19 protein-coding genes are annotated in these 22,654 nt (G+C 61.0%); 7 read left to right on the top strand and 12 right to left on the bottom strand.

Going from position 1 to position 22,654, the window contains the following annotated elements; translation table 11 throughout:
- Window positions 1-15: 15 nt before the first annotated feature.
- Window positions 16-1,239, top strand: a complete 1,224-nt coding sequence (locus ACTHXA_RS02720; protein ID WP_441669108.1) for an NAD(P)/FAD-dependent oxidoreductase — start codon at window positions 16-18, stop codon at window positions 1,237-1,239.
- Between the two features lie 51 nt (window positions 1,240-1,290).
- Complete coding sequence (alr, locus tag ACTHXA_RS02715) at window positions 1,291-2,424, top strand: alanine racemase (protein ID WP_441669106.1); 1,134 nt, start codon at window positions 1,291-1,293, stop codon at window positions 2,422-2,424.
- A 54-nt stretch (window positions 2,425-2,478) separates the two neighbouring features.
- Here alr and ACTHXA_RS02710 read toward each other — a convergent pair whose 3' ends face one another.
- Window positions 2,479-2,802 carry a nucleotidyltransferase family protein gene (locus ACTHXA_RS02710; RefSeq protein ID WP_441669104.1) on the bottom strand — a complete coding sequence of 108 codons (324 nt, stop codon included), beginning with the start codon at window positions 2,800-2,802 and terminating at the stop codon, window positions 2,479-2,481.
- Window positions 2,803-2,872: 70 nt separating this feature from the next.
- Here ACTHXA_RS02710 and ACTHXA_RS02705 point away from each other — a divergent pair, with 70 nt between their 5' ends.
- Window positions 2,873-4,018: a hypothetical protein gene (locus ACTHXA_RS02705; RefSeq protein ID WP_441669102.1), complete on the top strand. Its 1,146-nt coding sequence runs from the start codon at window positions 2,873-2,875 to the stop codon at window positions 4,016-4,018.
- A 69-nt stretch (window positions 4,019-4,087) separates the two neighbouring features.
- Window positions 4,088-5,227, top strand: a complete 1,140-nt coding sequence (locus ACTHXA_RS02700) for an FAD-dependent oxidoreductase (protein WP_441669100.1) — start codon at window positions 4,088-4,090, stop codon at window positions 5,225-5,227.
- A 96-nt stretch (window positions 5,228-5,323) separates the two neighbouring features.
- On the opposite strand, the gene ACTHXA_RS02695 is transcribed toward ACTHXA_RS02700, so the two are convergent.
- Both ACTHXA_RS02695 and ACTHXA_RS02690 read right to left on the bottom strand, forming a co-directional pair.
- Window positions 5,324-5,770: a hypothetical protein gene (locus ACTHXA_RS02695; protein WP_441669098.1), complete on the bottom strand. Its 447-nt coding sequence runs from the start codon at window positions 5,768-5,770 to the stop codon at window positions 5,324-5,326.
- Window positions 5,767-7,389: a GMC family oxidoreductase gene (locus tag ACTHXA_RS02690; protein WP_441669096.1), complete on the bottom strand. Its 1,623-nt coding sequence runs from the start codon at window positions 7,387-7,389 to the stop codon at window positions 5,767-5,769. The genes ACTHXA_RS02695 and ACTHXA_RS02690 overlap by 4 nt, the downstream gene beginning before the upstream one ends.
- Before the next feature lie 345 nt (window positions 7,390-7,734).
- Here ACTHXA_RS02690 and ACTHXA_RS02685 point away from each other — a divergent pair, with 345 nt between their 5' ends.
- Complete coding sequence (locus tag ACTHXA_RS02685; RefSeq protein ID WP_441669094.1) at window positions 7,735-8,415, top strand: aspartate/glutamate racemase family protein; 681 nt, start codon at window positions 7,735-7,737, stop codon at window positions 8,413-8,415.
- A gap of 108 nt (window positions 8,416-8,523) precedes the next feature.
- Here the strand turns inward: ACTHXA_RS02685 and ACTHXA_RS02680 are convergent, their stop codons facing one another.
- The 8 genes from ACTHXA_RS02680 to ACTHXA_RS02645 all read right to left on the bottom strand — a co-directional run bounded on the left by ACTHXA_RS02680 (window position 8,524) and on the right by ACTHXA_RS02645 (window position 17,582).
- Window positions 8,524-9,963, bottom strand: coding sequence for an aldehyde dehydrogenase family protein (locus ACTHXA_RS02680; RefSeq protein WP_441669092.1), 1,440 nt, complete (start codon window positions 9,961-9,963; stop codon window positions 8,524-8,526).
- A 13-nt stretch (window positions 9,964-9,976) separates the two neighbouring features.
- Complete coding sequence (locus ACTHXA_RS02675) at window positions 9,977-11,410, bottom strand: cytochrome b/b6 domain-containing protein (RefSeq protein WP_441669090.1); 1,434 nt, start codon at window positions 11,408-11,410, stop codon at window positions 9,977-9,979.
- 58 nt (window positions 11,411-11,468) lie between these two features.
- Window positions 11,469-12,452, bottom strand: a complete 984-nt coding sequence (locus tag ACTHXA_RS02670; RefSeq protein WP_441669088.1) for an electron transfer flavoprotein subunit alpha/FixB family protein — start codon at window positions 12,450-12,452, stop codon at window positions 11,469-11,471.
- Between the two features lie 36 nt (window positions 12,453-12,488).
- Entirely contained in the window at window positions 12,489-13,259 is a 771-nt protein-coding gene (locus tag ACTHXA_RS02665; RefSeq protein ID WP_441669086.1) for an electron transfer flavoprotein subunit beta/FixA family protein, read from the bottom strand.
- A gap of 81 nt (window positions 13,260-13,340) precedes the next feature.
- Window positions 13,341-13,748, bottom strand: a complete 408-nt coding sequence (locus ACTHXA_RS02660; protein ID WP_441669084.1) for an acyl-CoA thioesterase — start codon at window positions 13,746-13,748, stop codon at window positions 13,341-13,343.
- The gene (locus ACTHXA_RS02655) at window positions 13,745-14,647 is read right to left on the bottom strand and encodes a nitrilase-related carbon-nitrogen hydrolase (RefSeq protein ID WP_441669082.1); all 903 of its coding nucleotides are present in this window, start codon (window positions 14,645-14,647) and stop codon (window positions 13,745-13,747) included. Before ACTHXA_RS02655 ends, ACTHXA_RS02660 begins: the two co-directional genes overlap by 4 nt.
- Window positions 14,644-16,185: a class I adenylate-forming enzyme family protein gene (locus ACTHXA_RS02650; RefSeq protein WP_441669080.1), complete on the bottom strand. Its 1,542-nt coding sequence runs from the start codon at window positions 16,183-16,185 to the stop codon at window positions 14,644-14,646. The genes ACTHXA_RS02655 and ACTHXA_RS02650 overlap by 4 nt, the downstream gene beginning before the upstream one ends.
- A gap of 179 nt (window positions 16,186-16,364) precedes the next feature.
- Window positions 16,365-17,582, bottom strand: a complete 1,218-nt coding sequence (locus ACTHXA_RS02645; protein WP_441669078.1) for an NAD(P)/FAD-dependent oxidoreductase — start codon at window positions 17,580-17,582, stop codon at window positions 16,365-16,367.
- A gap of 270 nt (window positions 17,583-17,852) precedes the next feature.
- Between ACTHXA_RS02645 and ACTHXA_RS02640 the strand changes: the two genes are divergently transcribed.
- Both ACTHXA_RS02640 and ACTHXA_RS02635 read left to right on the top strand, forming a co-directional pair.
- The gene (locus tag ACTHXA_RS02640; RefSeq protein WP_441669077.1) at window positions 17,853-19,547 is read left to right on the top strand and encodes a PucR family transcriptional regulator; all 1,695 of its coding nucleotides are present in this window, start codon (window positions 17,853-17,855) and stop codon (window positions 19,545-19,547) included.
- A gap of 112 nt (window positions 19,548-19,659) precedes the next feature.
- Window positions 19,660-20,139 (top strand): MaoC/PaaZ C-terminal domain-containing protein, encoded by a 480-nt coding sequence (locus ACTHXA_RS02635; protein WP_441669075.1) that lies wholly within the window; start codon window positions 19,660-19,662, stop codon window positions 20,137-20,139.
- Between the two features lie 139 nt (window positions 20,140-20,278).
- Here the strand turns inward: ACTHXA_RS02635 and ACTHXA_RS02630 are convergent, their stop codons facing one another.
- On the bottom strand, window positions 20,279-22,528 hold the full coding sequence (locus tag ACTHXA_RS02630) for an aminotransferase class III-fold pyridoxal phosphate-dependent enzyme (protein WP_441669073.1): 2,250 nt from the start codon (window positions 22,526-22,528) through the stop codon (window positions 20,279-20,281).
- Between the last annotated feature and the right edge of the window lie 126 nt (window positions 22,529-22,654).

The raw sequence follows: 22,654 nt of genomic DNA, 5'->3' as shown, positions 1-22,654 counted from the left end.
CCAAAGGAGGGAAGAATGCGTACAGCAACTGTGGTCGGCGCAGGGATTGTTGGGCTTTCGACAGCATGGCATCTGCAGGAACGCGGCTATGAAGTAACAGTTGTCGACCGAGAAGGAGTCGCGGCCGGTTCTTCCTGGGGGAATGCCGGCTGGTTGGCGCCGGGGAAGACCATCCCACTCGCGCATCCAAGCCTCTGGCTCAGTGGCCCGCAGGGGCTGCTCGACCCGAACGGGGCGATGCACATGCCGATCCGCCTCGACTTCAACCTGTGGGCTTTCATCGCGCGGTTCATGGCGAACGCGAATAGCCGCACCTGGGACAAGACAATGGCCCGGCTCACGCCGATCGACAAGCTCGCGCTCGAGCACTTCGACGAGATGATCGACGGCGGAGTTGCCTCCTGGACTCGTGAGGGTCCCTTCGTAATCGGGTTTGCCGAGGAAAACCAGGCTAAGGGCTTCAAAGACGAGGTTGCCGGCGTTGTGCGACACGGGCAAGCGGTTGAATTTGAACCGCTCGAGAATCCACAGGAGCTCGTGCCGATTCTTTCCGACAATGTTCGTTCCGCCTACCGTCTCGAGGGTCAGCGGTTCCTCGAACCCGGTCCATACACTGAGGCGCTCGGCGAGGCGGTTGAACAGCGGGGCGGCACAATCCTGACCGGCAAGAAGGTGCTATCCGTGCTGCGCGGCACCCAGCCCGGTGTGCTGTTGGAGAATGGTGAGCAACTGCGCGCGGACAAGCTCGTGCTCGCCACGGGCGCGTGGTTGCCGCAGCTCGCGCGCAAACTCGGGGTGCGCGTTCGCGTGCAAGCTGGCCGCGGCTACTCGTTTACCGTCGAGACACCCGAGCCGGTCAAGTACCCCGTGTACTTGCCGCATGCTCGCCTGGCGTGCACGCCATATCAGGGACGGTTCCGGATTGCCGGGACCATGGAGTTCCGTCGACCCGACGAGCCCTTGCAGCCGCAGCGCATCCAGGCCATCGTTAATCAGGCCAAGCACCTAATGACCGGCATCGATTTTGAGCAGCGTCAGGATGAATGGGTCGGCTCTCGACCGGTGACCCCGGATGGGCTACCGCTCGTCGGCGAGACGAAGATGAAAGACGTGTACGTGGCTGGTGGTCACGGCATGTGGGGCTTCGTGCTCGGACCGGCAACCGGCAAGCTCCTCGCGGAGCAGATCGACACCGGTCGCACGCATCCTGCGATCGCGCCGTTCAACCCGCTTCGATAGGGCGGGGTTGGGATGCGAATTACGGAACACCGTGAGGATTCGGAGCCACGCATGAACGGCGATCAACCTCAGGAAGTGCCTGCTGTGGGGCGTCGCGCGCTCATTGACACTGCCGCGATTTCCTCGAATGTTGCGCACTTGAAGCAGCTTGCGGGCGTGGAGGAGTTCATCGCCGTCGTGAAAGCTGACGGCTATGGACACGGTGCAATTCGTGCCGCACGCGCCGCGATTGCGGGCGGCGCGACCCGAATCGGCGTCGCAGACATTGACGAAGCTCTGGCACTCGTACGCGGGGGCATTGTGAATGTTCCGGTGCTCGCGTGGTTGCACGCGCCCGGTGCGTGCTTTGCGGATGCGTTGTCGGCGGGCATCGAGCTCGGGATTGTGTCGGTTACCCAGCTCGAAGCCGTTGCGGAAGCGAGCACCGCGGGGCGGGCAGCCATCCATCTCAAGGTCGAAACGGGCCTCGGGCGGGGTGGCGCGGCGCCGGCGGAATGGGCAGCGCTATTCCGACGGGCTCGTGAATTGGAGCAGGCGGGGCGGCTCGAGGTGGTCGGGATGTTTAGCCATCTTTCAGGCGCCTCCCGAGAGGATGACTTGCGTCAACTCGCAGTGTTTAAGGATGCGGTGCGCGGGGCCAACGAGGCCGGTTTGCGCCCGCGCATGACGCACTTGGCGGCGACTGCGGCGACCATTTCGTTGCCGGAGGCTCGGCTCAACACGGTCCGAGTCGGCGTGGGCATCTACGGTCTCTCCCCCTTCGCGGATCGGTCAGCGCGGAAACTTGGACTGCGCTCGGCGATGACGCTCCAAGCCCCGGTGGTCGCAGTCCGACGAGTCCCAGCCGGGCAGGGTGTCTCGTACGACTACACGTACCGCGCCCAGGCCGAGACCACGCTCGCGCTCGTACCGCTCGGATATGCCGACGGAATTCCGCGGCAGGCATCCGGACTAGGCCAGGTCGAATTGCGCGGGCGTCACTACCGTGTTGCTGGCCGCGTGGCCATGGATCAGTTCGTGATTGACGTCGGCGATGAGCCCGTGCAGGTGGGCGATCTCGTGACCATCTTCGGAGACGCTGCAGCGGGCGTTCCGACCGCAAAGCACTGGGCGGATGCCGCCGGAACGATCAACTACGAGATCGTCACCCGCATTGGTCATCGGGTGCCGCGGGTGGAGGTTTAGGGGTGGTCGTTGCCGGGAGCACAGTCTCTCGAAGTGCTCCGCTATCTCTCGCATTCATATGGCAATCGCCGTCCTCAGAATCTCGCTACCAGGACGGAGCGCGCCATCAGTGACGACGTCTACTTCGACGCCAAGCAGGTCGCTCGCCTGATCAGCAAACGCAGCCAAAGTCAACAGGCCAATCCCCGGCGCGCGGGTCACGAGAATGTCCAAGTCACTACCCGGCCTATCGGTACCCCGCATCGCCGAACCAAAGACGCGAACATCGCTCAGGCCATATCCCGCAGCTAGCTCGACCAGTTCGTCACGATGTGCGGCCAGAGCATCGTGCGGTAGCGGCCGGGCAGCTTCACATTGCTCGCGAACTTCATTCGACACGTTCCAATGTTATCGAGTTATATGGCTTGTCTCGGTTGAGTCGGCACCATCGTCGCTACACTCCTCCATCATGACGATGAGGCTCTTTTCGCTGGGGCGCAGGCGACGTGGCAGCGCCGGTGTTGCTGCCACCGCCGCACTCGCGTTCGCGCTGACGGGATGCGGGCAGAGCTTCGACGAGGATGCACCGGAAGTCACGACCGCGATCGACTTTGCTCGGCACCTTTGCGCGGGTGACTACCTCGCGGCGGATGCGATGGTCGCCAATTTCGATCAGTACTCGAACCCGAACTTCTCGTCAAACTTCGCCGAGGAGTTGCAGGAAGTCGAGTCGATTGCCGCAGAGCGCCGCGGTGAGGCCGAGCCTGAGTTCGAAGTCGAGGTGCTCGCAACGCGGGGCCTGGAGAGTGATTCCCCACGCAGCGAGATTGACCTCAGCGGCACCTGCGAGGACATGCCATTCACAACGACGCTCACCGTGTACGAGCACAACACCGTGCTCACCGTGGACGGCAGCATCCCGATGTGGGAGACCGAAGAATTCATCGCCTTCGAGGGTCGCGCGGTCCCGCTCGCCCCGGTAACCATCTCGAGCGGGGTACAGCTCGGGTCGATGAACAGCCCGGTCGTCGACGAGTGGTTGCTTCCGGTCGGAACGCACACCGCCACGCTCGCGCCGCATTTCATGGTGCAGGAGCCTGCGGAACTCACAATCACGTCCTCAGTATTTGCCGTCTCGAGCTCGCCAACCGAACTTGCGCCCGACACCACCGCATCCGCCGCATCGGTCGAGGCGTTCATCGAAGAATGCGGCGACATGTGTGCGCTCACCACGGAAGACATCGGCTTCAATTGGACCCAGACCGGCGGCGACGCAGTGACTCCCAGGCCGCTCGCCGACGTCATCGCGCCGGACGGAACGTTCACCGGCACCCACATCATTTTGCAGACCTCGCCGGAACCGCTTCCCGAGCTCAAACTTGAGCTCAACGCGTGGTCCGCAGGAGGCCCCAATTCCGGGCTTGCTTTCCCGGCCCGCGGTTATGGGACGATGCTCGAGATCATCTGCCCGGAAGGCGAGACATGCTCATTTGACGAGAGCTCCCTCGAACACTCAAGCATGCGCGTGGGCAAGTTCTTCCTCGCGGAAATCGACGGCGTTGTCGAAGTGGTCCTGGTGGATCCAATTGGTTCAGTCCAGTGGGTCGGACCCTAATAGTGACCTCCGTGTCCGAACCGGACCGGTCGAACCCGTAATCCCCGCACGAACCCGTAATGTAGTCCCGTGGAATCTTCCAAATACGTCGTGGTCGGCGCCGGACTCATGGGCGCAGCTACCGCTTGGCACCTCGCAGCCGGAGGCCAGGAAGTCACCCTCCTCGAACGCGATGTTCCCGCCGGAGCCTTCGGATCTTCTCACGGTTCCGCCCGGATCTTTCGCTACGCGTATCCGAACGACACCTACGCGCGACTCGTGCAGGAGGCGGCACCCGTCTGGTCCCAGCTCGAGCGCGAAAGCGACCGAGCGCTCATGCAGCGAGTCGGCGCAATCGACTTCGGTGCCGAGCGCGACCCGCGTGGCCTCGCCGCGGTCCTCTCGCGGGTGGGCGTCGAACACACACTGATCGAGCATGAGGATGCCCGCACCCGCTGGCCGCAGTATGCGGTCGACACCGACGTGTTGTGGCAACCGACGGCAGGCGTCGTCGATGCCGAAGGTGCGGTGGATTCGATGGTCACTCTCGCGGAGAAAGCCGGCGCGCAGATACTCACCGGTTGGGACGTCGCCGAGGTGAGCACAGCATCCACCACCGGCTACGTTCTGCGATCAACAGACGGCCGCGACATCCACGCGGCCGAGGTTGTCATCGCAGCCGGTGGCTGGCTGCCGCACATCCTGCCAAGCCTCCCGCTGCCGGGTGGGTTCGTGGATGCGCTACCGCACTTCGAGGTGCGACAAGAACAGACCTTCCATTTCCCCTATGCGCAACTGCTCGATGACGCCGAGTGGCCGACCATGATTCATATGCTGCGCGACGGCGGTGTGAAGAAAGCAATCTATGCGCTCCCTGGCGGCCGAAATGGGGAGCACCGTGGCCTCAAGGTGGCGCTCCACAACGGCGGTAAAGTCTTGTCCTCGGCCGCACAACAGGACGGTCAAGTGGACCCGGCGAACCGTCAATGGGTGACCGAGTACGTCCGCAAATTCATTCCCGGAGTGGTTCCGGAACCATATAACGAAGCGACGTGCCTCTTCACCAATACACCAACCGAAGACTTCGTGCTCGAACGCGTCGATGGCATCACGATTGTGTCGGCCTGCTCGGGTCACGGCGCGAAATTCGGGCCACTGATTGGATTGCTCGCTGCCGGGGTCGCAACGCAAAACGGGGCAGTTCCGGACGAATTTCGCGTACCGCGCTGATCCGGCCTTTCCTATGTCCAATGCGTAAATTTGGGCGCTAAATCAAGGTGATTTTTGTGGCCAAGTCGTCACACGTGCGGGTTGTGAAGACTGCGGCTACTCCTCGGGAGTCGGCACGTAGATCGGCCCGCGCTCAATTACCGGCGCGAGCAGTTCTGGTGTGACCAGCTGGTCGGGGGTCGCTTCTGAAACCGGATGGCGGCCTTGTCCCGGATACCCGAGGCGATTGCGAACCTCTTTGACCATGTAATAGGCCGCATGCAACGCGAAGTTGAGGCGCTCCAAGTCTTCGCCCATCCAAGTCTGGATGTCGTCGAATGTGATTTCCGAAGCATCCTTCGCCATCTCGCCGGCTTTGCGCACGATCGGCGCTAGCGTCGGGTCGGCCTTGAGGGTTCGGTCCAGCATCTCGTCCTGCGCGTTCACATCAGTAGCCGAAGGCAAAGACTCCGTCCCTGGCAGAAGCACGTCCATGATTCGCGCGACCGCCGACCTCGTCTCGAGGTCTAGAGTTACGTCAACGGTGTTCCGCACGCCATTCACAGCGGTACCTCCTGGTTCGAAGCATTCTCAACAAGGTGTTCGGTCGCGCGCGCTGCGAACGCCGAAATAGTCAAAGTGGGGTTCGCGGTCGAAGAAGTCACGAAGACACTGCCGTCCATGACATACAGGTTCGGAACGTCGTGTGATTGACCGAATTCATTCACGACGGACGTAGAGGGGTCGGTACCGCAACGAGCAGTACCGAGCAAGTGCCAACCGCAGCCCGGCATCCACGGCACTTCTTTCGTCTCGATCGCGCCAGCCGCACGGTGAGCCTCCTGCATCCGTTCGACGTTCCAGGCGATATTGCGTTTGCTATCTTCCGAGACCGTGTAGTGAATCTTTGGTGCTGGCAGGCCGGAGCTGTCCTTGAGCGTCGTACTGAGCGTTACCCGGTTGTGCTCTTCCGGGAGGTCTTCGATGGTTGCGGCCCACTCGAATGCCCGTCCCAGGGCCTTCTCTACGAGCCTCTGTCCAGCCGCTCCGGTGCGTTCTTCGATTGGCAGATCGCCGTAACGCTCCAAGACATCCATCGGTCCGGTGACCGGCATGAGCGACCATTTCGTTCCGCGTTTGAACCCACGACTGAGATCGGTTTCAGCAAACTGCATCGAAAATAGGCTGGCGCCGAACGGCCCCATCCACCCCTCGAGATCTTCCTCGTAGATGCCCATTACTCCGACGAACGGGTGAAGCATCAAATTTTTGCCGACAAGTCCAGATGAGTTCGCGAGCCCGTCTGGAAACTGGTTTGATGTCGACATCTGCAGGATGCGAGACGTGCCGACGCCATTCGCAGCCATGATCACGACCTTTGCCGCGGTGTGGTGCTCGTTTCCTTCCGCGTCCAACCAGGTTGCGCCCGTGGCGAGGCCCTGATCGTTGACAGTCACCTCACGGACACGCGCTTCAGTGATTACCTTGGCGCCAGCTGCAATCGCGGCGGGCCACATCGCGATATCGAACGACGCTTTCGCACCCTCAGGGCAGCCATGCTGGCACATCCCCCACCGAGCACACGCACCACGGTCGCCCTCGCTGCTCGACCGGATGGCCTGTGCCGCCGGCCACCAGTGCCAACCCAGCTTGTTCATCCCCTGGGCCGCTTTGACACCCATTTTTCCAATCGGCAGTGCGGTGAGTGGATGCTCGAGACCAGCAGGGTAGGCGGTGTCGCCGGGATACCCCGAAGACCCGACCATCTCATTCATGAGGTCGTAGTACGGCTCAAGATCTTCGTAGGAGATTGGCCAGTCATCCGCAAAGCCGTAAAGGCTCTTCAATTTGAAATCCGAGGGGATGAGCCGTGGCCATTCACCGGCGTAGAGGACCGTTCCTCCCCCAACTCCGTTGAAGTTAATTGGATGGATTTCCGCGTCTTCGACATCGCACGGATAGTCTGTCTTCCGATTGCGTACATTCGGATCGATCGACCAGGAGCTTGCCGCCAGTACCTCGCGCTCGAGCTTGTCACCCGCAATCTCGAGTCGATTTATCCATTTGCCCTGCTCCAGGCAGGTCACGTTGTAGCCACTCTCGGCAAGAACACGAGCAGCTGTTGCACCAGCTGGGCCTGCACCGATAATCAGTGCATCCAAGACTTCAGAGGTTGGATTCAAAACCTACTCCCATCACCACGTTATGTCGGGACGCTCCTCAGCGGAGCCAATGTAACAACGCTAATGGGGGCGCATCGCACAGCACGTCGGAAGAATCACAATCAAGCGAGCACGGGATTAGATAATCCACATACGGTGCAAGTTTCGGTCCACGTCCTGCACCGCCGAGAAACAACTGCTCAGAATTTGTGCAACTGACACCGCTCTCATTTGGGAGATCCGCCCCGGTTCGCAAGCAATCTTGTTAAAACTCCACAAGACGCGAAGCGACTACCCTCCCACCATGGAGTGAGGCGCGACTGTATCGCGCTAATCAGCACGACTCACATGACCAACGGAGGAATCATGGAAACCAAGTCCGCGGCACGAGTGCTCTTTCTCACGCCATTCAACTTCGCGCAGGAGCGCAATGACCACGCGTTTGATGACATCATTCGGCGGCAGTTCACCGGGCTCGACGGGATTGACGTAATCGCCGACCACGTCACTCGCTTCGAGGCGGACGACGAGTCGTACGAGTCTGTGCAGGAGGAGCTCGTCGTCGAGGCGACGAAGAAGGCCGAAGCGGACGGATACGACTCGGTCGTGGTCGCGTGCTTCTACGATCCCGCGGTCCCGGCTGCCCGAGAGGCCGCGACGATTCCGGTCATCGCGCCGATGCAGCTCCTCGGTGGGCTCGCGGCCCAGCTCGGCCCGAAGTTCCACGTCATCACCGATATCGACGAGGCAGTGCAGCCGACGGAAGATCTCATCGCGGGTTACGGTCTTGCAGGGTTCAGCACAGGGGTGACGGCGATCCGCCGCGATGGCGACGCGATCCTCGCGGACACCCGCGCCGCTGCCGTACTCGCCGACAAGATCATTCAGGGCGTCGCCGAGAATGGCGAGGCGCAGTCGGTCATCATCGGGTGCACCATCGTCTCGGCCGCATACGAGCTTCACCGGGACGAGTTCCCGGACCACGGCGTCAACGTGCTCAACAGCAACAAGCTGTCGCTTAAGGGTGCCTCGATACTGAGCAACTAACTCGGTAGGACTCAAGTGAGTGATGGGGGCGGGAATTAATTCCCGCCCCCATCACTCACTCGACGATGCCATCAGCCGACGCGCGACGGCAACATCGTTCGTGGCGCCCTACGCCGTCTGCGTCATGACGTGCTTGTACCGCGAAAATTCTTCGAGCGCCATCATCGAGAGCTCCTTGCCATAGCCCGAGTTCCCGAAGCCGCCGAACGGAGCCTCCGGAATGACCTGCATGTGAGTGTTGATCCACACGGTACCGAAGTTGAGTTCGCGAGCAGCCCGCTGCGTAACATTCAAATCATTGCTCCACACGCTGGCAGCGAGCCCGTACTGGCTATCGTTCGCCCACTGAAGCATCTGCTCCTCGTTCCCGGCCCGCTGGATCGACACGACGGGCCCGAACACCTCCTCTTGCACGATCTCGGAGTCCTGCGCCGGATCGAGTACTACCGTTGGGCTGACGAAATAGCCGCCGCCGTCCTCAGCGCCACCCCCGAGCGCGATCGTCGCATAGTCTGCCGCCCGCTCGACGAAGCCTCTCACCGAGTCACGATGCGTCGCCGAGACCAGCGGTCCCATTGTCGTGCGTTCGTCGAGGCCCTGGCCCATCTGGATTCCCTTTGCGAAGTCCACGTAGTGCCCCACGAACTCCTCGTACGCGGCCTCGTGCACGATGACGCGACACGGCGCGGTGCAGTCCTGGCCGGAATTCGCATAACCGGTCCCCACGAGGTATTCGGCCGCGGCCTTGAGATCGATGTCTGGATGCACGATGACCGGAGCCTTGCCACCTAGCTCAAGATGCATCCGCTTCAGCGTCTGGGCGGCGGATGCGGCGACCTGTTTGCCGGTGCTCGTCGCGCCTGTGAGCGACACGAGCGAGACGTCCGGATGCGCAACCAGTGCCTTGCCGCCGGTCGAGTTCCCGACGACAAGATTCATCACGCCCGGAGGGAAGATTTCCTGCGCGATTTCGAAGAAGCGAGTCGTCGAGAGCGGCGTCACCCCGGTCACCTTCATCACGAGGGTGTTCCCGGCGGCGATCGCCGGACTGATCTTCCACACCGCCTCGAGCAGCGGGAAGTTCCACGGGATAATTAGCCCCACGACACCGATCGGCTCCCGCTCGACGCGCGAGTGCAGGCCCGGCCCGACATCCCCGAGGGAGGTGCCGTGCGCGAGCCGCGCGGCGCCGGCGAAGTACTTCAACGGGTCGACGTAGAACGACATCTCCTCGCGCGCCGTCGAAATCGGTTTGCCGACATCGAGCGACTCGAGCCGCGCAAAGCTTTCCGCTTCCGCGGCGATCGCGTCGGCGAACCGGAGGAGCAGTTCCGCGCGCTCCGCGCCGGAAGTCCGCGTCCACGTCGTGAACGCACGCTTCGCCGCCTGCACCGCGGCGTCTACATCTTGCTCGGTGGCGACGGCTTGGTCCGCGACCTGTTCGCCGGTGCTCGGGTTAAACACCGGAAGTCGGTCCGAGGTAGTGACGCGCTTGCCGTCAATGATGTGGTTGAGATCGGGGATCGTTGGGAACTCTACGAGGGCCATGGAGTGCTTTTCCTTACTTTGAGAGCGTGCCGGTTCGGGCCGCAAGCGGCCGCATGAAGATGGGTTGAGTCAGGATCCAGGCCGCGGCGATAACCACGACCGATCCGGCGAATACTGCGAGCCCCCACCAGTCAACGACGTCGCGGGAGGTGTACATGTGGTTGAGGTTGCGCAAGGCTCCGGTGAAGAACACAAGGAAAACATGCACGATCGTGAACGCCACAAAGTAGAGCATGACCGGGAAGTGGATGGCCCTCGCTACCTCGACGGGATAGATCTTCGACAGTTTCGTGTTCTTGTCCGGCCACCAGGTCGAGAAGCGGATACCCGAAATGACCGCGAGCGGCGCCGCGATAAACACGGTGGTGAAGTAGGCGAGCAATTGGAGGGCGTTGTAATACACCCAACCGTTCTCCGTGGGCCAGTCGAGGGACGCGTATTGCAATGCCGAAGACAGTGCGTTGGGCACGATGTCCCAGCTCATCGGAACGATGCGCATCCACTGCCCGGAGACGAAAAGGAGCACTATAAACACGAGACCGTTGAGCATCCACAACACGTCGAGCGACTGGTGCAGCCACTGCGAAAGACTCACCTTCTTGGGCGTAGCTCCTCGGGGAGAGAAGAAGGATCGTTCCTTCGGCTTCCAGTAGGCCGGTGCCTTCTTCTCGAGCCGAACCTGGAGCCCGGTTCGAACGATCAGCACCATGAAAAACATATTGAAGAAATGTTGCCAGCCGATCCACCCGGGCAGGCCGACTGGAGCGTTCTCGGGCAGCTCACTGTGCCCCGGGAATTCCGCCAAGAAGTCCTGGACTCCGGCGAGCCCCCGTAGCCACCGCGCCACCAGTACGAGCACGACCGCGACGACAAGGATCGCGACAATCCAAATGGCGCGACGAATCCAGCGGTTGCTTCCGCTCGCATCGCCGGCTTTGGTTGAGTCCGCCGTCGACCGCACCGCTGCGGGGTTCGCTGTGGATGCTGATGCTGCGGGCTGGATGCGTTGCTTTGGTTGGGTGCCCGGTGGCTGCGAGCCCTGGGGAGTCGAGTCCGGTTCGGCTGACGTTGCCGCACTAGCTGCCGCTGGGGATGCGCCCATGCGTGTTCGTGCGCCTCCCGAAGCAGAGTTCGCCGTATCCGAATTTCCGGCCCCCATCCGCTGCCGCGTGCCTCCTGAGGCTGGGCCAGTGCCACCCATCCGCTGGCGACTAGCCAGTCGCCCCGCCATGGGTTCGTTCGAGACTCCCGCGTCGTGTGCGGGAGTTGCCGTGCGTGCTGACGAAGGAGCATTTCCGGTACCCATGCGCGTGCGTTTCGGAGGCTGAGCTTCCAGTGGAATGTCCGAGTCAGCCTCCGATGCGTGCTGTTGACGCTGCTCCACAACCTCGCGCGGAGGCTTCCCCATACGTTGCTTACGGGGTGCCCCGTCTAACTCTTCTGACATCTGCATTCCTGTGTTCTTCAGCGAATTCTCCCGCGCGGCCTCCGCTACGCGACGATGCTTAGACGCCTCGTCGCGTGTTGATTTCCTCGACGAGCTGCGGCACGATCTTGAACAGGTCGCCAACGACACCGAAGTCGGCGACCTCGAAAATCGGCGCGTCCGCATCCTTGTTGATTGCAACGATCGTCTTCGAAGTCTGCATGCCGGCTCGGTGCTGGATCGCACCCGAAATACCGAGCGCGATGTAGAGCTGCGGTGTGACTGTCGTGCCAGTCTGACCAACCTGATAGGTCTGCGGCACATAACCGGCGTCGACAGCCGCACGTGAGGCCCCGACGCCCGCGCCGAGAACGCTCGCAAGTTCCTCGACAATCGAGAACGCCTCCTTCGAGCCGATTCCGCGACCGCCAGAGACCACGATGTCGGCCACGTTGAGCGCGGGTCGACTGGAGTCCGCAACCACCGGTGTGGAACTGACGATCTGCGCGTACCGTCCGGTAGCGGGTTCGAGTTCAATCGTCACCGATTCCGGTGCGGCAACGCCCTCGGCTCGTCCCTCGATCGCGCCGTCCCGCAGCGAGATGATCATGACGCCGCCATCGATCGCCGACTCAGTGATGTAGTCGCCACCGAATACCGCGTGCTCCGCGATAATTTCGTCGCCTTCCTCGTCGAACCGGAGCCCTGTGACGTCGGCCGCGACACCGCCACCGACGCGTACCGCGAGTCTTGCCGCGATGGAGCGTGAGTCGATTGTGTCCGGCAGGATGACTGCGTGCGGTGTCTCCGCGGCAATCACACCGGCGAGGAGCCGCACCTCATCGCTGTCGAATGAGCCGTCACCGGCGGCTTCCGCGACGAACACCTTGGTGGCGCCGAGCTCACCGAGTTTGGCAATGAGCGCCACCGTGTCGGCACCCGGCGCGACGAGCACGGCCGCCGAAGGCGAGCCAACCGCAGCGGCAGCAGCGAGTGAGCCAGCAGCGTTCCCCTTTATCTCGCCAGCCACAGTGGTTTCAATAAATGCAAGTACGTTAACCATGTCTTTTCCGTTCGATTCAGCCGACGTCTACGTCGACTAGATGAGCTTGTTGGCGGTAAGGAATTCGGCGAGTTGCTTGGCTCCCGTACCGTCGTCTTCCACCTTCGGGCCGGCCACGCGTGCGGGGCGTTCAATCGCCGATACCATCACCGAGCTTGCGGGATGTTGCGGTACGTCTCCAAGGTCGGCGAGCGTCCACGTCTCCATCGGCTTCTTTTTCGCTTTCATGATCCCCTTGAAATTCGGGAATCGTGGCTCCGCCGAGATTTCCGTTGTCGAGATCACTGCGGGCAGCTCGGCACGAAGCTGGAGCTGCTCGCCGGCCACTCCGACATCGCCGGTCACTGCGGTCCCGTCGATCTGTACGGTCGTCAACCCTGGGAGCACTGGCCAACCGAGGTATTCGGCGATCATCGACGGAACCAGACCACTTCGGCCATCCGTCGAGTCGCTTCCGGCAACGACAAGATCCGGTGCAATCTTCGAGAGTGCTGCGGCGATAATTCCGGCGGTTCGCACCGCGTCCGCTCCCGAAACAGACTCGTCCGAAACGAGCACGGCGTCATCTGCCCCCATGGCGAGCAGTTTTCGCACTGAGCCGTCGGCACCGCTCGGCACGACGGCGACCAGGGTAATCTCGACATCATTTCCCGCTTCGCGATAGCAAAGTGCGTGCTCCAGAGAGCGTTCGTTGATCTCGTCAGGAACCGACTCGGACGCCGCGCGGTCGAGAATACCGGTGACCGGGTCTAACTTCCGTGCGCCAGCTGTGTCAGGAACTTCTTTCACCAGCACTGCAATTTTCATGTGCACACCTTCCTTGGTTTGGGTGATTCAGGATTGGATTGAGCGATTCGGGCTTTGCCGCGAAAGCGTGTTGTGGTTGGCCTAGTCGACGACTGCCCACTGGTCCCGTAGCGCGCCCGAAATCGCATCCGGCAGGGGGACCGATTTCGCGGCTGCCGCGTCGACGTTCACGTAGGTGAGCGTGAGTTCGGCGATTCGTTCAAGGTCTCGCCGCACGGTCGTCTCGAGGATGAAGCTGCTCGTGCCGACGTGCGTGCATCGCACATCGGCATCCAATAAGTCGTCATACTTCGCCGGTGCGACGAAGTTGGCTTCGGCCTTGACCACGGATGGATCGGCACCGACTTCATTGAGTTCCCGGTAGCTCCAACCAATTGCTCGAAAGAACTCGGCCATAGCAACATCCGCGATCTCGAAGAAGCGGCCATTGAAGAGGAAACCCTGCTGGTCGACTTCGTGATAGCGAACTCGATGCGAATAGACGATCATGACGCTGCCAATTCGCCGTCGAGTTCGCGGTAGAGATCGGGGCGCTGAAGCTTGAGCCCCGGGGCTTCGGGGTTCTCCCGAGAAGCCGACAGCACATCGAGATCGAGATCGGCATAAATAATGCCTTCCTCGTTGGATTCCGAGGCGGCCAAGAGCCCGTCGTTGAGACCAAACGCCCGGTCGACTGGCGTGGTCACCAACGATTTCCCGACTGCGTACATCGGTGCGTCGCTCGGGAAACCACTGGAGCCGATGAGTGGGGACATAACGACGAACATCTGATTCTCGATTGCCCGCGCCTCGCACCCGGTCTTGACCCGGTGCACGCCGCGTCGGTTCCATGTCAGCGAAGGACAGACGATCAGCTCGACTCCGTTCTTCGAGAGATAGCGAGAAAGCTCTGGAAACTGAATGTCGGCGCAAATGAGGAGACCGGCTTTGAACGGACCGATCTGCGTCACGAGCAGTTCATTGCCTCCGGTTGCGCCCATCTCGTGTTCCTGGGGCGTGAGGTGCAGCTTGTCTTGCATCTCCAAGCGACCGTCCGGATGCGCAAGAAAAGCGGTATTGCGAAGCGAACCGTCCTCCGCAATGCGATTGTGGCTGCCACTCAGCAACGTCACGTTGTGACGCTGCGCGATGTCCTGCGTCGCCGCAGCGATTGCATCCGCAAAACTTGCGAGGTGGTGCCGATAATCGTCTGAGATCGTCTCAGCCGTAACCTCATGATCCGAAATAGTTCCCAGCAAGCCGGTGCTGGCAAACTCAGGAAATACGACGAGCTCTGCACCGTTGCCGACCGCCTCAGATACGAGGGCTTCCGTGTGCGTCAAATACGCGTCCAGGGACTCTTCTGAGCGAAGTTCAAACTGCACGCTCGCGACGCGAAGACCGGTCATGACTGCACCTCTTCCTTGAGTGATGCCAACATTTGACGAACCTTCGAGCGATTTATCTTCAGCGTGGTTTCGTTCATCGGTAACTCGTTGACCCTCACGAATGTCGTTGGGATTTTGAAGCTTGCGAGTCGTTCTGCTACGAACGTGCGCAACGCTTCATCACCGACGCTCGCTCCCGCCGAGAGTTGGACGACCGCGACGACTTCCTCCCCGTAATCGGGATCAGGCTGACCAACGACGGCTGCGTTCTCAATCGCGGGATGCTGCCGGAGCGCGCTCTCGACCTCGCCCGGCGAGACATTGCTGCCACCACGAATGATCATGTCGGAAAGCCGCCCCACAACGTAGACGTAGCCGTCCGCATCCACCCTGACGAGGTCATGGGTCCGGTACCACACACCGTCGACGATCGATTCCTGGGTGAGGTCCGGATCGTTCCAGTATCCGAGTAGGAGGCCAGGACCCGTTACCAATGCCTCGCCCGGCTCACCCGTTGCGACATCCTTGCCGTTCACATCCACCACACGCATTTGTGCACTGGGTACCAGCCTCCCCGCGGATCCAGAGCGTGGCTGGGGGTCGCGGCGGGGGTCGTAGGTGATGAGCGGGAAGCTCTCGGACGGGCAATAGGTGTCGTGGACTGGGATACCCGTGTACTCGCGGAGCATCGTGAACGCCTGCTCGTTTCTCGGTTCGCCACCGGAGATAATGAGGCGAAGTGAACTCAAGTCCCAACGCCGTTCCTCGTTCTCTAAGAACCACGCGAGCTTGCCGAGCACCGTGGTCACAGTCGGCAAGACGGTCACCCCACGGCGTTGGATCGTTTCGGCCACGAGTTCTGGTTTGGAACGACGAAGCGGGACCACTGTGCCGCCGACCCGAAGCGTGGACATCGCCGACGTGACAAGTCCGTAGAGCCAGGCCATCGGCAGGGCAACGAGAGTGACGTCACGGGATTCGAGCCCCCAGACCTCGCCATAGACCTTTGCCCCGTTGTGAAGTGCGTGGGCGCTGAGCATGATTGCCTTCGGACGAGAGGTCGTGCCCGAGGAGTAGCAAATAAGGTGCAGTGGCTCGCGCAAGTTGAAGGGCGTCGGTTCTGCGCTCGAAGCGAGTCCCTGGACGACGAATTCCTCGCTGTCAATGCGCGAGGTGTGCATTCCCGCGCGAACCGAGGCTAGAACCAGGTCGTGCGTGCGCTCATCGGTCAGCACGAGAACTGGATCTGCGTCCGCAATCGTCGCTTGTACGTCTTTCGCTGGGATCGAGGGATAAATTGTGACGAGCACGCCCTTGGCCACCCACACCGCGAACGCGGTCAGCACATAGTCGGCAGAATTCTCTGCGACGAGCGCCACACGATCGCCCTCGCCCAACCCGGCCGTAAGGAGCGCATGCGCGCGCTGGTTGACGATTTCAACCATTTCCGCATAACTGATTTTACGATCAGCGTCGATAAACGCAGTGGCGCTGGGAGTGCTATCAGCAATTGACCATAATTCTTGAAAATATGGCAGTTGACCGAGTGTTGCTAACATCGGGACCCTTTTCTAATTCACTTCGCTCATTGAAGAAATTCTTGAAAGTTGCTCTATTTGGAATAGCGAGGCCATTTCCTGTGATCTACGCTAATTCCGCATTGATAGAGGTACAGTTGTATCCTTTACGGAGAATTCAAACCTCCGTTGGCAAAGCACCAAATTCGCGATCTCGCGATCTATTGGATTCCGGGCCGGCTCAACCGCAGCGGTGAGTGGAGCGGGCCAGACTCACCAGAGACGGTCTCCGCCATTAGTTGGCCGCCGATCGGGCCGGTCGCGACACCAAACACGTGGCCCGCATTGACGTACGCGCCGTCTACCCGATCGATCACGGGCAGCATGTCTCGAGTCCAGGACGCGATGCCTGCCCAGAGACCGACGATGCCGAGCGCCTGCCGATCGGGATAGCGGCTTAGCGTGGAGTTCACCATGGTCTGCGACGCCGCAAGACCCATGTGCGGGTTGAGGGAGCCATGCCCGTCAATGCTCGAGCCGACCCAGAGCTCTCCCTCGCTGCTCTGAGCGATCGTATCGTCGTACCCCACATCGCTGGACGCGCTCTCGTGCTCGGCGCGGTTCGAGTACGCGTCATCAAATATCGCCTCGTCGAACCCTTTGACTCCGGTGAGTGCCGTGCAACGTTCGACGCCGCGAGGCCCACGCATCACCGGATTGCCTGGAACCGGCGCGATGGCTTGCAAGATCAGTTGCCCCTGGCGGGCGGTCGTCAGTGGGATCTCAATGCCTTCGACCCCAAGATTGACGGCCCACGGTCCCGTTGCCCACACGACAGCAGACACCCGCACGTCGCCGCGTACCGTTCGTACGCCGACGACAACGTCATCTTGGCGAATCGTCGACAATGCCGACGTCGTCTCGTACACCCGCACACCAGCGCGAGTGGCAGCGGAGGCGACGGCACGAACGAACTTCGGGCTGGACAACTGCGCGTCTTCCGCGCAGTAGACGCCGCCAATAGCGACATCAGGAACCAACTCGAAACGCTTCCGCATGGTGCTCTGATCGAGCAACTCGACCTCGAGCCCAGCTCGCTTGCGGTCCCTCACGTATTCCTCGAACACGTGCCCCTGCTCCTCGGTTTCGAAGAAGAAAAGGCCACCGTTTTGCCGGTAGTCGAAGACATTGCCGAGTTCATCGATGTACTCGTTGTACTTCTGCTGACCCGCCTTCGCGAGATCAAGCTCGATGCCGGAACGGCACGTTTGCACCCAGAGTGCACCCCCGTTTCGTCCCGACGCTCCGTAGGAAGGGAACCGCTGGTCAAGAACCACGACATCGTAACCGCGCCTTTTCAGTTCGTAGGCTGTCGTGATTCCGGAGATTCCCGCGCCAATGACGACGACATCTGCGGAATCAAGTTGCGCATGCATCATGGTGCCTTGTTCTCCTCGTGGTCTACCCTTCCGGGTGGGACTCACGCCCGCATAGCAGGCTCGTTCCTGAGCACTACGTTTATTCCACGGCGTTGTGAATCCTTGCATTTTGTCTAGCTGCACACCAACGCTAGCAATCTGCACTCCGCCTTATTCTAGACTTCTCACAAGGAACAACTCATGCCCTTGTGAGTTTTACAGTCCTATTGAGCCGACTCTCTTGGGGATACTTGTTGCGGTCAGTGTCGATTGAACATGGGAGGATGCGCTATGGCGACAACCGCCTCCACGCTTCGGCTCAGTGACCTGTTCCGTTCCTGGAGTGCACCGGTCAGGTTTATCGGAGCACCCGAGGATCCCGACCCGGAAATCGCCGGGGTTTCGATCTGGGAGCCAGACGGAAGCATCCCGACTGGCTCGTTGGCGATCGCCCAACGGCCGAATACCACGAGCGCTCGCGATGCGTTCTTCGAGGATCTTCACGCGTCTCATGTGAACGCTTGGATGCTTGTGGGCTGGGAGCCCGAAGATCTCCAAGCGATCTCTGATGAGAATTCAGCCGCCGCAATCGCGATCGCACCCGCGCACATCTCGACGACGATGGCCGTGGAGAGCGTTCTACGATTCACCTTAGATCCGACGACCGCGGAGCTGCGAAGACTGACCTCGCTGCAGCGTTCATTTGCGCAAGAACTCAACAGCGACACCCCGACGCAGGCAATTCTGGAACGCCTCCAGCGCATCTGCAATGCCGTCGCTCTGGTCGTCACCGCGAACGGTACGGTGCGCGAAAGCACCGGGCAGATTCCGCTCAGGCAAGTGCTCGAGCAACTACAAAAGACGGATGCGCCGAGTCAATACATTGGCACGGCCGACTGGAGCGGTCAGGCGATTCGGCTCCAGGTTGCCGATGCATCCCACACCCTGCCCGGCTGGCTCGTTGTGGCATCACGCAGGGAGGGATTCCCCGACACGTCCACAGCTGCGGCCATTCATATCGCCGCATCCCTCATCGAGACGGTGCAGCGGGTGAATAGCCAAGCCCGGTCGCAAGAAGAGGCGGTACGAACTTCTTTGTTCGAACAAGCCCTATCGATCAAGCCTCAGCGCGAGTATCCAGAGCTGGAAAGCCGAATCGCCGCGCTCGGCTTTACCTACGATTCGCCATTGCGCGTTGTTGTGGCCGCACCAACGCGATCCGCTCCGCAGGCCAGTCGTCGGTCGCTGCTGGAGGAGAGCTACGGACTCTTCACGCAGCTTCTCGACGAAGCCGAAGTCCTCTCGCTTTCAACGCGACGCGAAGACGGTGCTGTCTATTTGGTTCAGGCAAGCGAAGCGACGTTGACGCGTGTCATTCGAAGCCATCGCGACAAGCTATCGGAGCGACTCTTCGGCCTTGGACGAAATATCAATAACGTCACGGAAACCTTCGATTCCTATGCCGATGCGTGGCTCGGAATTCGTACACTGCGTTCACGATCCAACCCGACTTCGCACATTTCGTTCGAGCAATTCGACTTCGCGACGCGTCTCTTCGCAAACGTCGGAATCGACGTCATGTCGGATTGGTCACGGGAGTACCTCGGCCCATTACTCGAAAGAGACCAGATCCTGATAGGGCTGCGCCAGTATTTCCACCATGCGCAGAATATCGCTGCAGCCGCGGATGCCCTCGGAATCCACCACAATTCGCTGCGCTATCGGCTGACCAAGGTCGAGGAACTCCTCGACGTGAGTTTGCGCGACCCCGCGGTAATTTCTTCGCTGTTTCTCGCGCTCACGTCGCTCGATCTAGCGACGCTCAGCATGCCCGGGGCACTGGTCAGGGAAGCCAACACGGCCTCGCCCCACCCGGCGCCTGACAATGCCGCTCGATTCGGTGCGGAAAGTATCGAGAACCAGAAACTCGGTGTCACCCTTTCACCTTCAAGTATGCGGAATCCTCGCGCTTCGGATCACCCGTAGCCGATCTTGGAATGATTCCAACAGAATCGACATCGTGTCGGTCTATCCACACTATGGAGACAAGTCTCTTGACGCGACAATTTTGATATCCATTTGGAAAGGATTATTCACTATGACCGATAGCATTTCCGTCACCGAGTCGACTGACCGTGGCCTTTATCTCGACGACTTCTTTGTCGGGCAGCATTGGATTACACCGCGACGCACGATCACCGACGCTGAAGTCACGATCTTTGCGGGCATTTCCGGCGATTTCAACCCCCTTCACACCGACGAAGAATATGCAAAGACAACGCAATTTGGCGGTCGTATTTTTCACGGACCGGGCGTATTCGCAATTGCAACCGGACTCGAGTCGCGACTCGGTATCAAGGAAGGCACCGCGATCGCCTTCCTCGGAATGAATTGGAACCTGGTTGGACCGGTACTCATCGGCGACACGATCCATGTCGACCAGACCGTGGCGGAAATCCGTCCTTCAAAGAGCAAACCGGACCGCGGGATCGTCACGTTCGATGTGCGGGTTCTCAATCAGCGCGACGAGGTGGTCCAAGAGGGCCAGTGGCTCGTGATGTTCAAGCGCAAGGGCTGACGTCTACGTGGGCTGATGTCTTGAATCGGCGGGTGCGGGGTTTCCCTGCACCCGCCGATTCGTGTGTCCGTACCCGTATCGGCAAACGAAAGAGCGCGGGCCCCGCAATGCAGCCGGGCCCGCGCCACTTCATGATGGCTCAATTCGGCATCGCGGCGACGGCCGCACCGATGGTCTTCGCGACTCGGCCGAGTTCCGCGTCGGTGATGACCAGTGGCGGCCGAACTTTGATGGTGTCCCACTCGAACCCGGTCGCGCTGAGCAGGACTCCTTCTTGGCGTGCAAAGTCGGCGATGAACTTGGCCGCTCCTCGAACCCCGAAGTTGAGACCGAGGATGAGGCCGTTGCCGTGGATGTGGTCGAGCGCCCGGTGCCCGCGCAGTTCTTCACGGAGTCGAGCACGCAAGTACTCACCCTTGCGTGCGGATTCCGCGACCAGGCCCTCATCCCGAATCACGTCGAGAACGGCGAGTCCGGCGGCCGCCGCGACCGGTGATCCCGCAAAGCTGCTGAAGAACTCCTGTTCGGCTCCGAGCGCCGCGAGATCCTCACCTCGCAGTACCAGCGCCGCCACGGGGTAGCCATTGCCCATCGGTTTCCCAAGCGACACTATGTCGGGCTTTAGCCCAACGGCCGCAAAAGCCCACATGTGCCGTCCGGTGCGCCCAAATCCTGCCTGCACCTCGTCGACCACGATCCGAGCACCGACCGCGTGTGCCGCATCACTGAGTGCTGCGTGGTACTCGTTGGTAAACGAAAGAATGCCGTCCGAACCGTAGATCGGATCGAGGAAGAGCGCACCGGGTTCGATGCTGCTGCCGCGCAGTTGGTCGATGGCGCCGTCGATCGTTGCACCGGCCTCGAACGTCGCCACTCGGTCGGTCGTCTGGCTCTTCAACCATTCTCCCGGAGAGAGCTCCGTGCCAGCCATCGTGACGCTGTGGAAGGCGTTGGTCGTTACCATTGCACCGGTGCGGCCCGTTGCCGCGCGAGCGATTCGCCATGCCAGATCATTCGCCTCGCTACCGGAGTTGACGAAAAGCACTGTGTCAAATCCACATTCCTCGGGCATCGTTTCGAGGAGTCGCTCGGCATAATCGATGGACGCTGGATGCAGGTACCGCAGGTTGGTCGAGAGCGTACGGCTCTGTTCTGCGATGGCGCCTACCACGCGCGGGTGGGCGTAGCCCAGGGAGGGAATGTTGTTATACGCGTCAAGAACTACATTTCCGTTCGCCTCGCAAAGCGAGGCACCGGATCCCGCAACAGGCCGGAGCGGCTGACTGTAGGTGAGTGGCACGAGGGCAGATCCAAACACACGGTTTCGGCGCTCGGTCAACGAGCCCGTCGGCTCGAGCTCTGGTGTCGCCACTCCGAACTCGTGGAGTAACTGCGCGTGGCTGAGCGCATCCAGTCCCGCCAGCATATTCCAGGCCGCGTCGTCCCATGCCTCCAGATAGTCGCCATTGTTCGGGTGCACGGCGCCCTGCCAAGCGGAGAGGACTACGGTGACCGCCAGGCGCAGGCCCAATACGTCGCCGAGCGCGGCACGCTCATTGGGCTCGAGAGGCGAAATCCGTTGATAGCCATCAAGGAATACGCGGAACGCCCTGAAGAGGTCGCTTCCCTGCCGCATATCGCCCACCGCGGATAGCGCGGCCGCCACATCTGCCACAAGCGTGGTGTGCGTGACATCGCCGAAGTCGATGATTCCGGTAACTGCGCCGTTCTCCAGCATGACGTTGTCGAGCGTGAGATCCGAGTGGACCACCTGGGCGCGCAGGGAGCTCCAAATTGGTGCGACTCGGTCGTCGAATCGCGCAAACGCGCGCTCGACAAGCGCACGGCGATCGGGATCGGAAATATAGGTCATGAGCTCGCGGACGTCGTCGCGCGACTCCACATGCCAGAGCAGCTTTCGCGCGGCACCACGGTGGAAAAAACCGCGCAGCGCTTTCGCGAATCGCGCTGAGACTTCTCCGTACGCTTTCAGCTCTGCGTTGTTGAGGGCAGAGCCCTTGATTGATGCGGTTCCCGGTGCCTTCGGGAAGAGGCGGATGAAATGCCCATCGGAATGGCTGTAGTACTCGCCCGCGGCATTCTGGAGCGGACCGGCTACCGGGAGCTCCGGATCATTCTGACGCGCCCAAACCGCTGCCGAGTTCTCGAGCTCGACGTTGACCTCGAGTTCCGCACCGTTCGACACCTTCAGGATGTACTCGGCTTCGCCGTCGTCGCTCCTGGCGATCAGCATTACCTGGTCCCGCTCGCTCGACAGCCGACGCTGAACGACGCAGGGGAATCCGTAGAGGTCTTGAACGAGCGCGACGATGCGTTCTGATGAGAGAGCCGGTGTTTCGTGGGAAAGGATCGAATTCGTGGTTGCCATGTCACTGTTATATCGCGCTGAACGACCACCAGGTATGGATTTTCTCCAACTTCAAAGGCCTCAGCTGGATCGTCAACAAAGGACTCGAAAACGCGACAACGGGCGCCTGACAGTCACGTGGTAAAA

The organism is Gulosibacter sp. (assembly GCF_052090685.1).
Classification (GTDB): Bacteria; Actinomycetota; Actinomycetes; order Actinomycetales; family Microbacteriaceae; genus Gulosibacter.
This window is presented reverse-complemented; position numbering and strand designations above follow the sequence as displayed.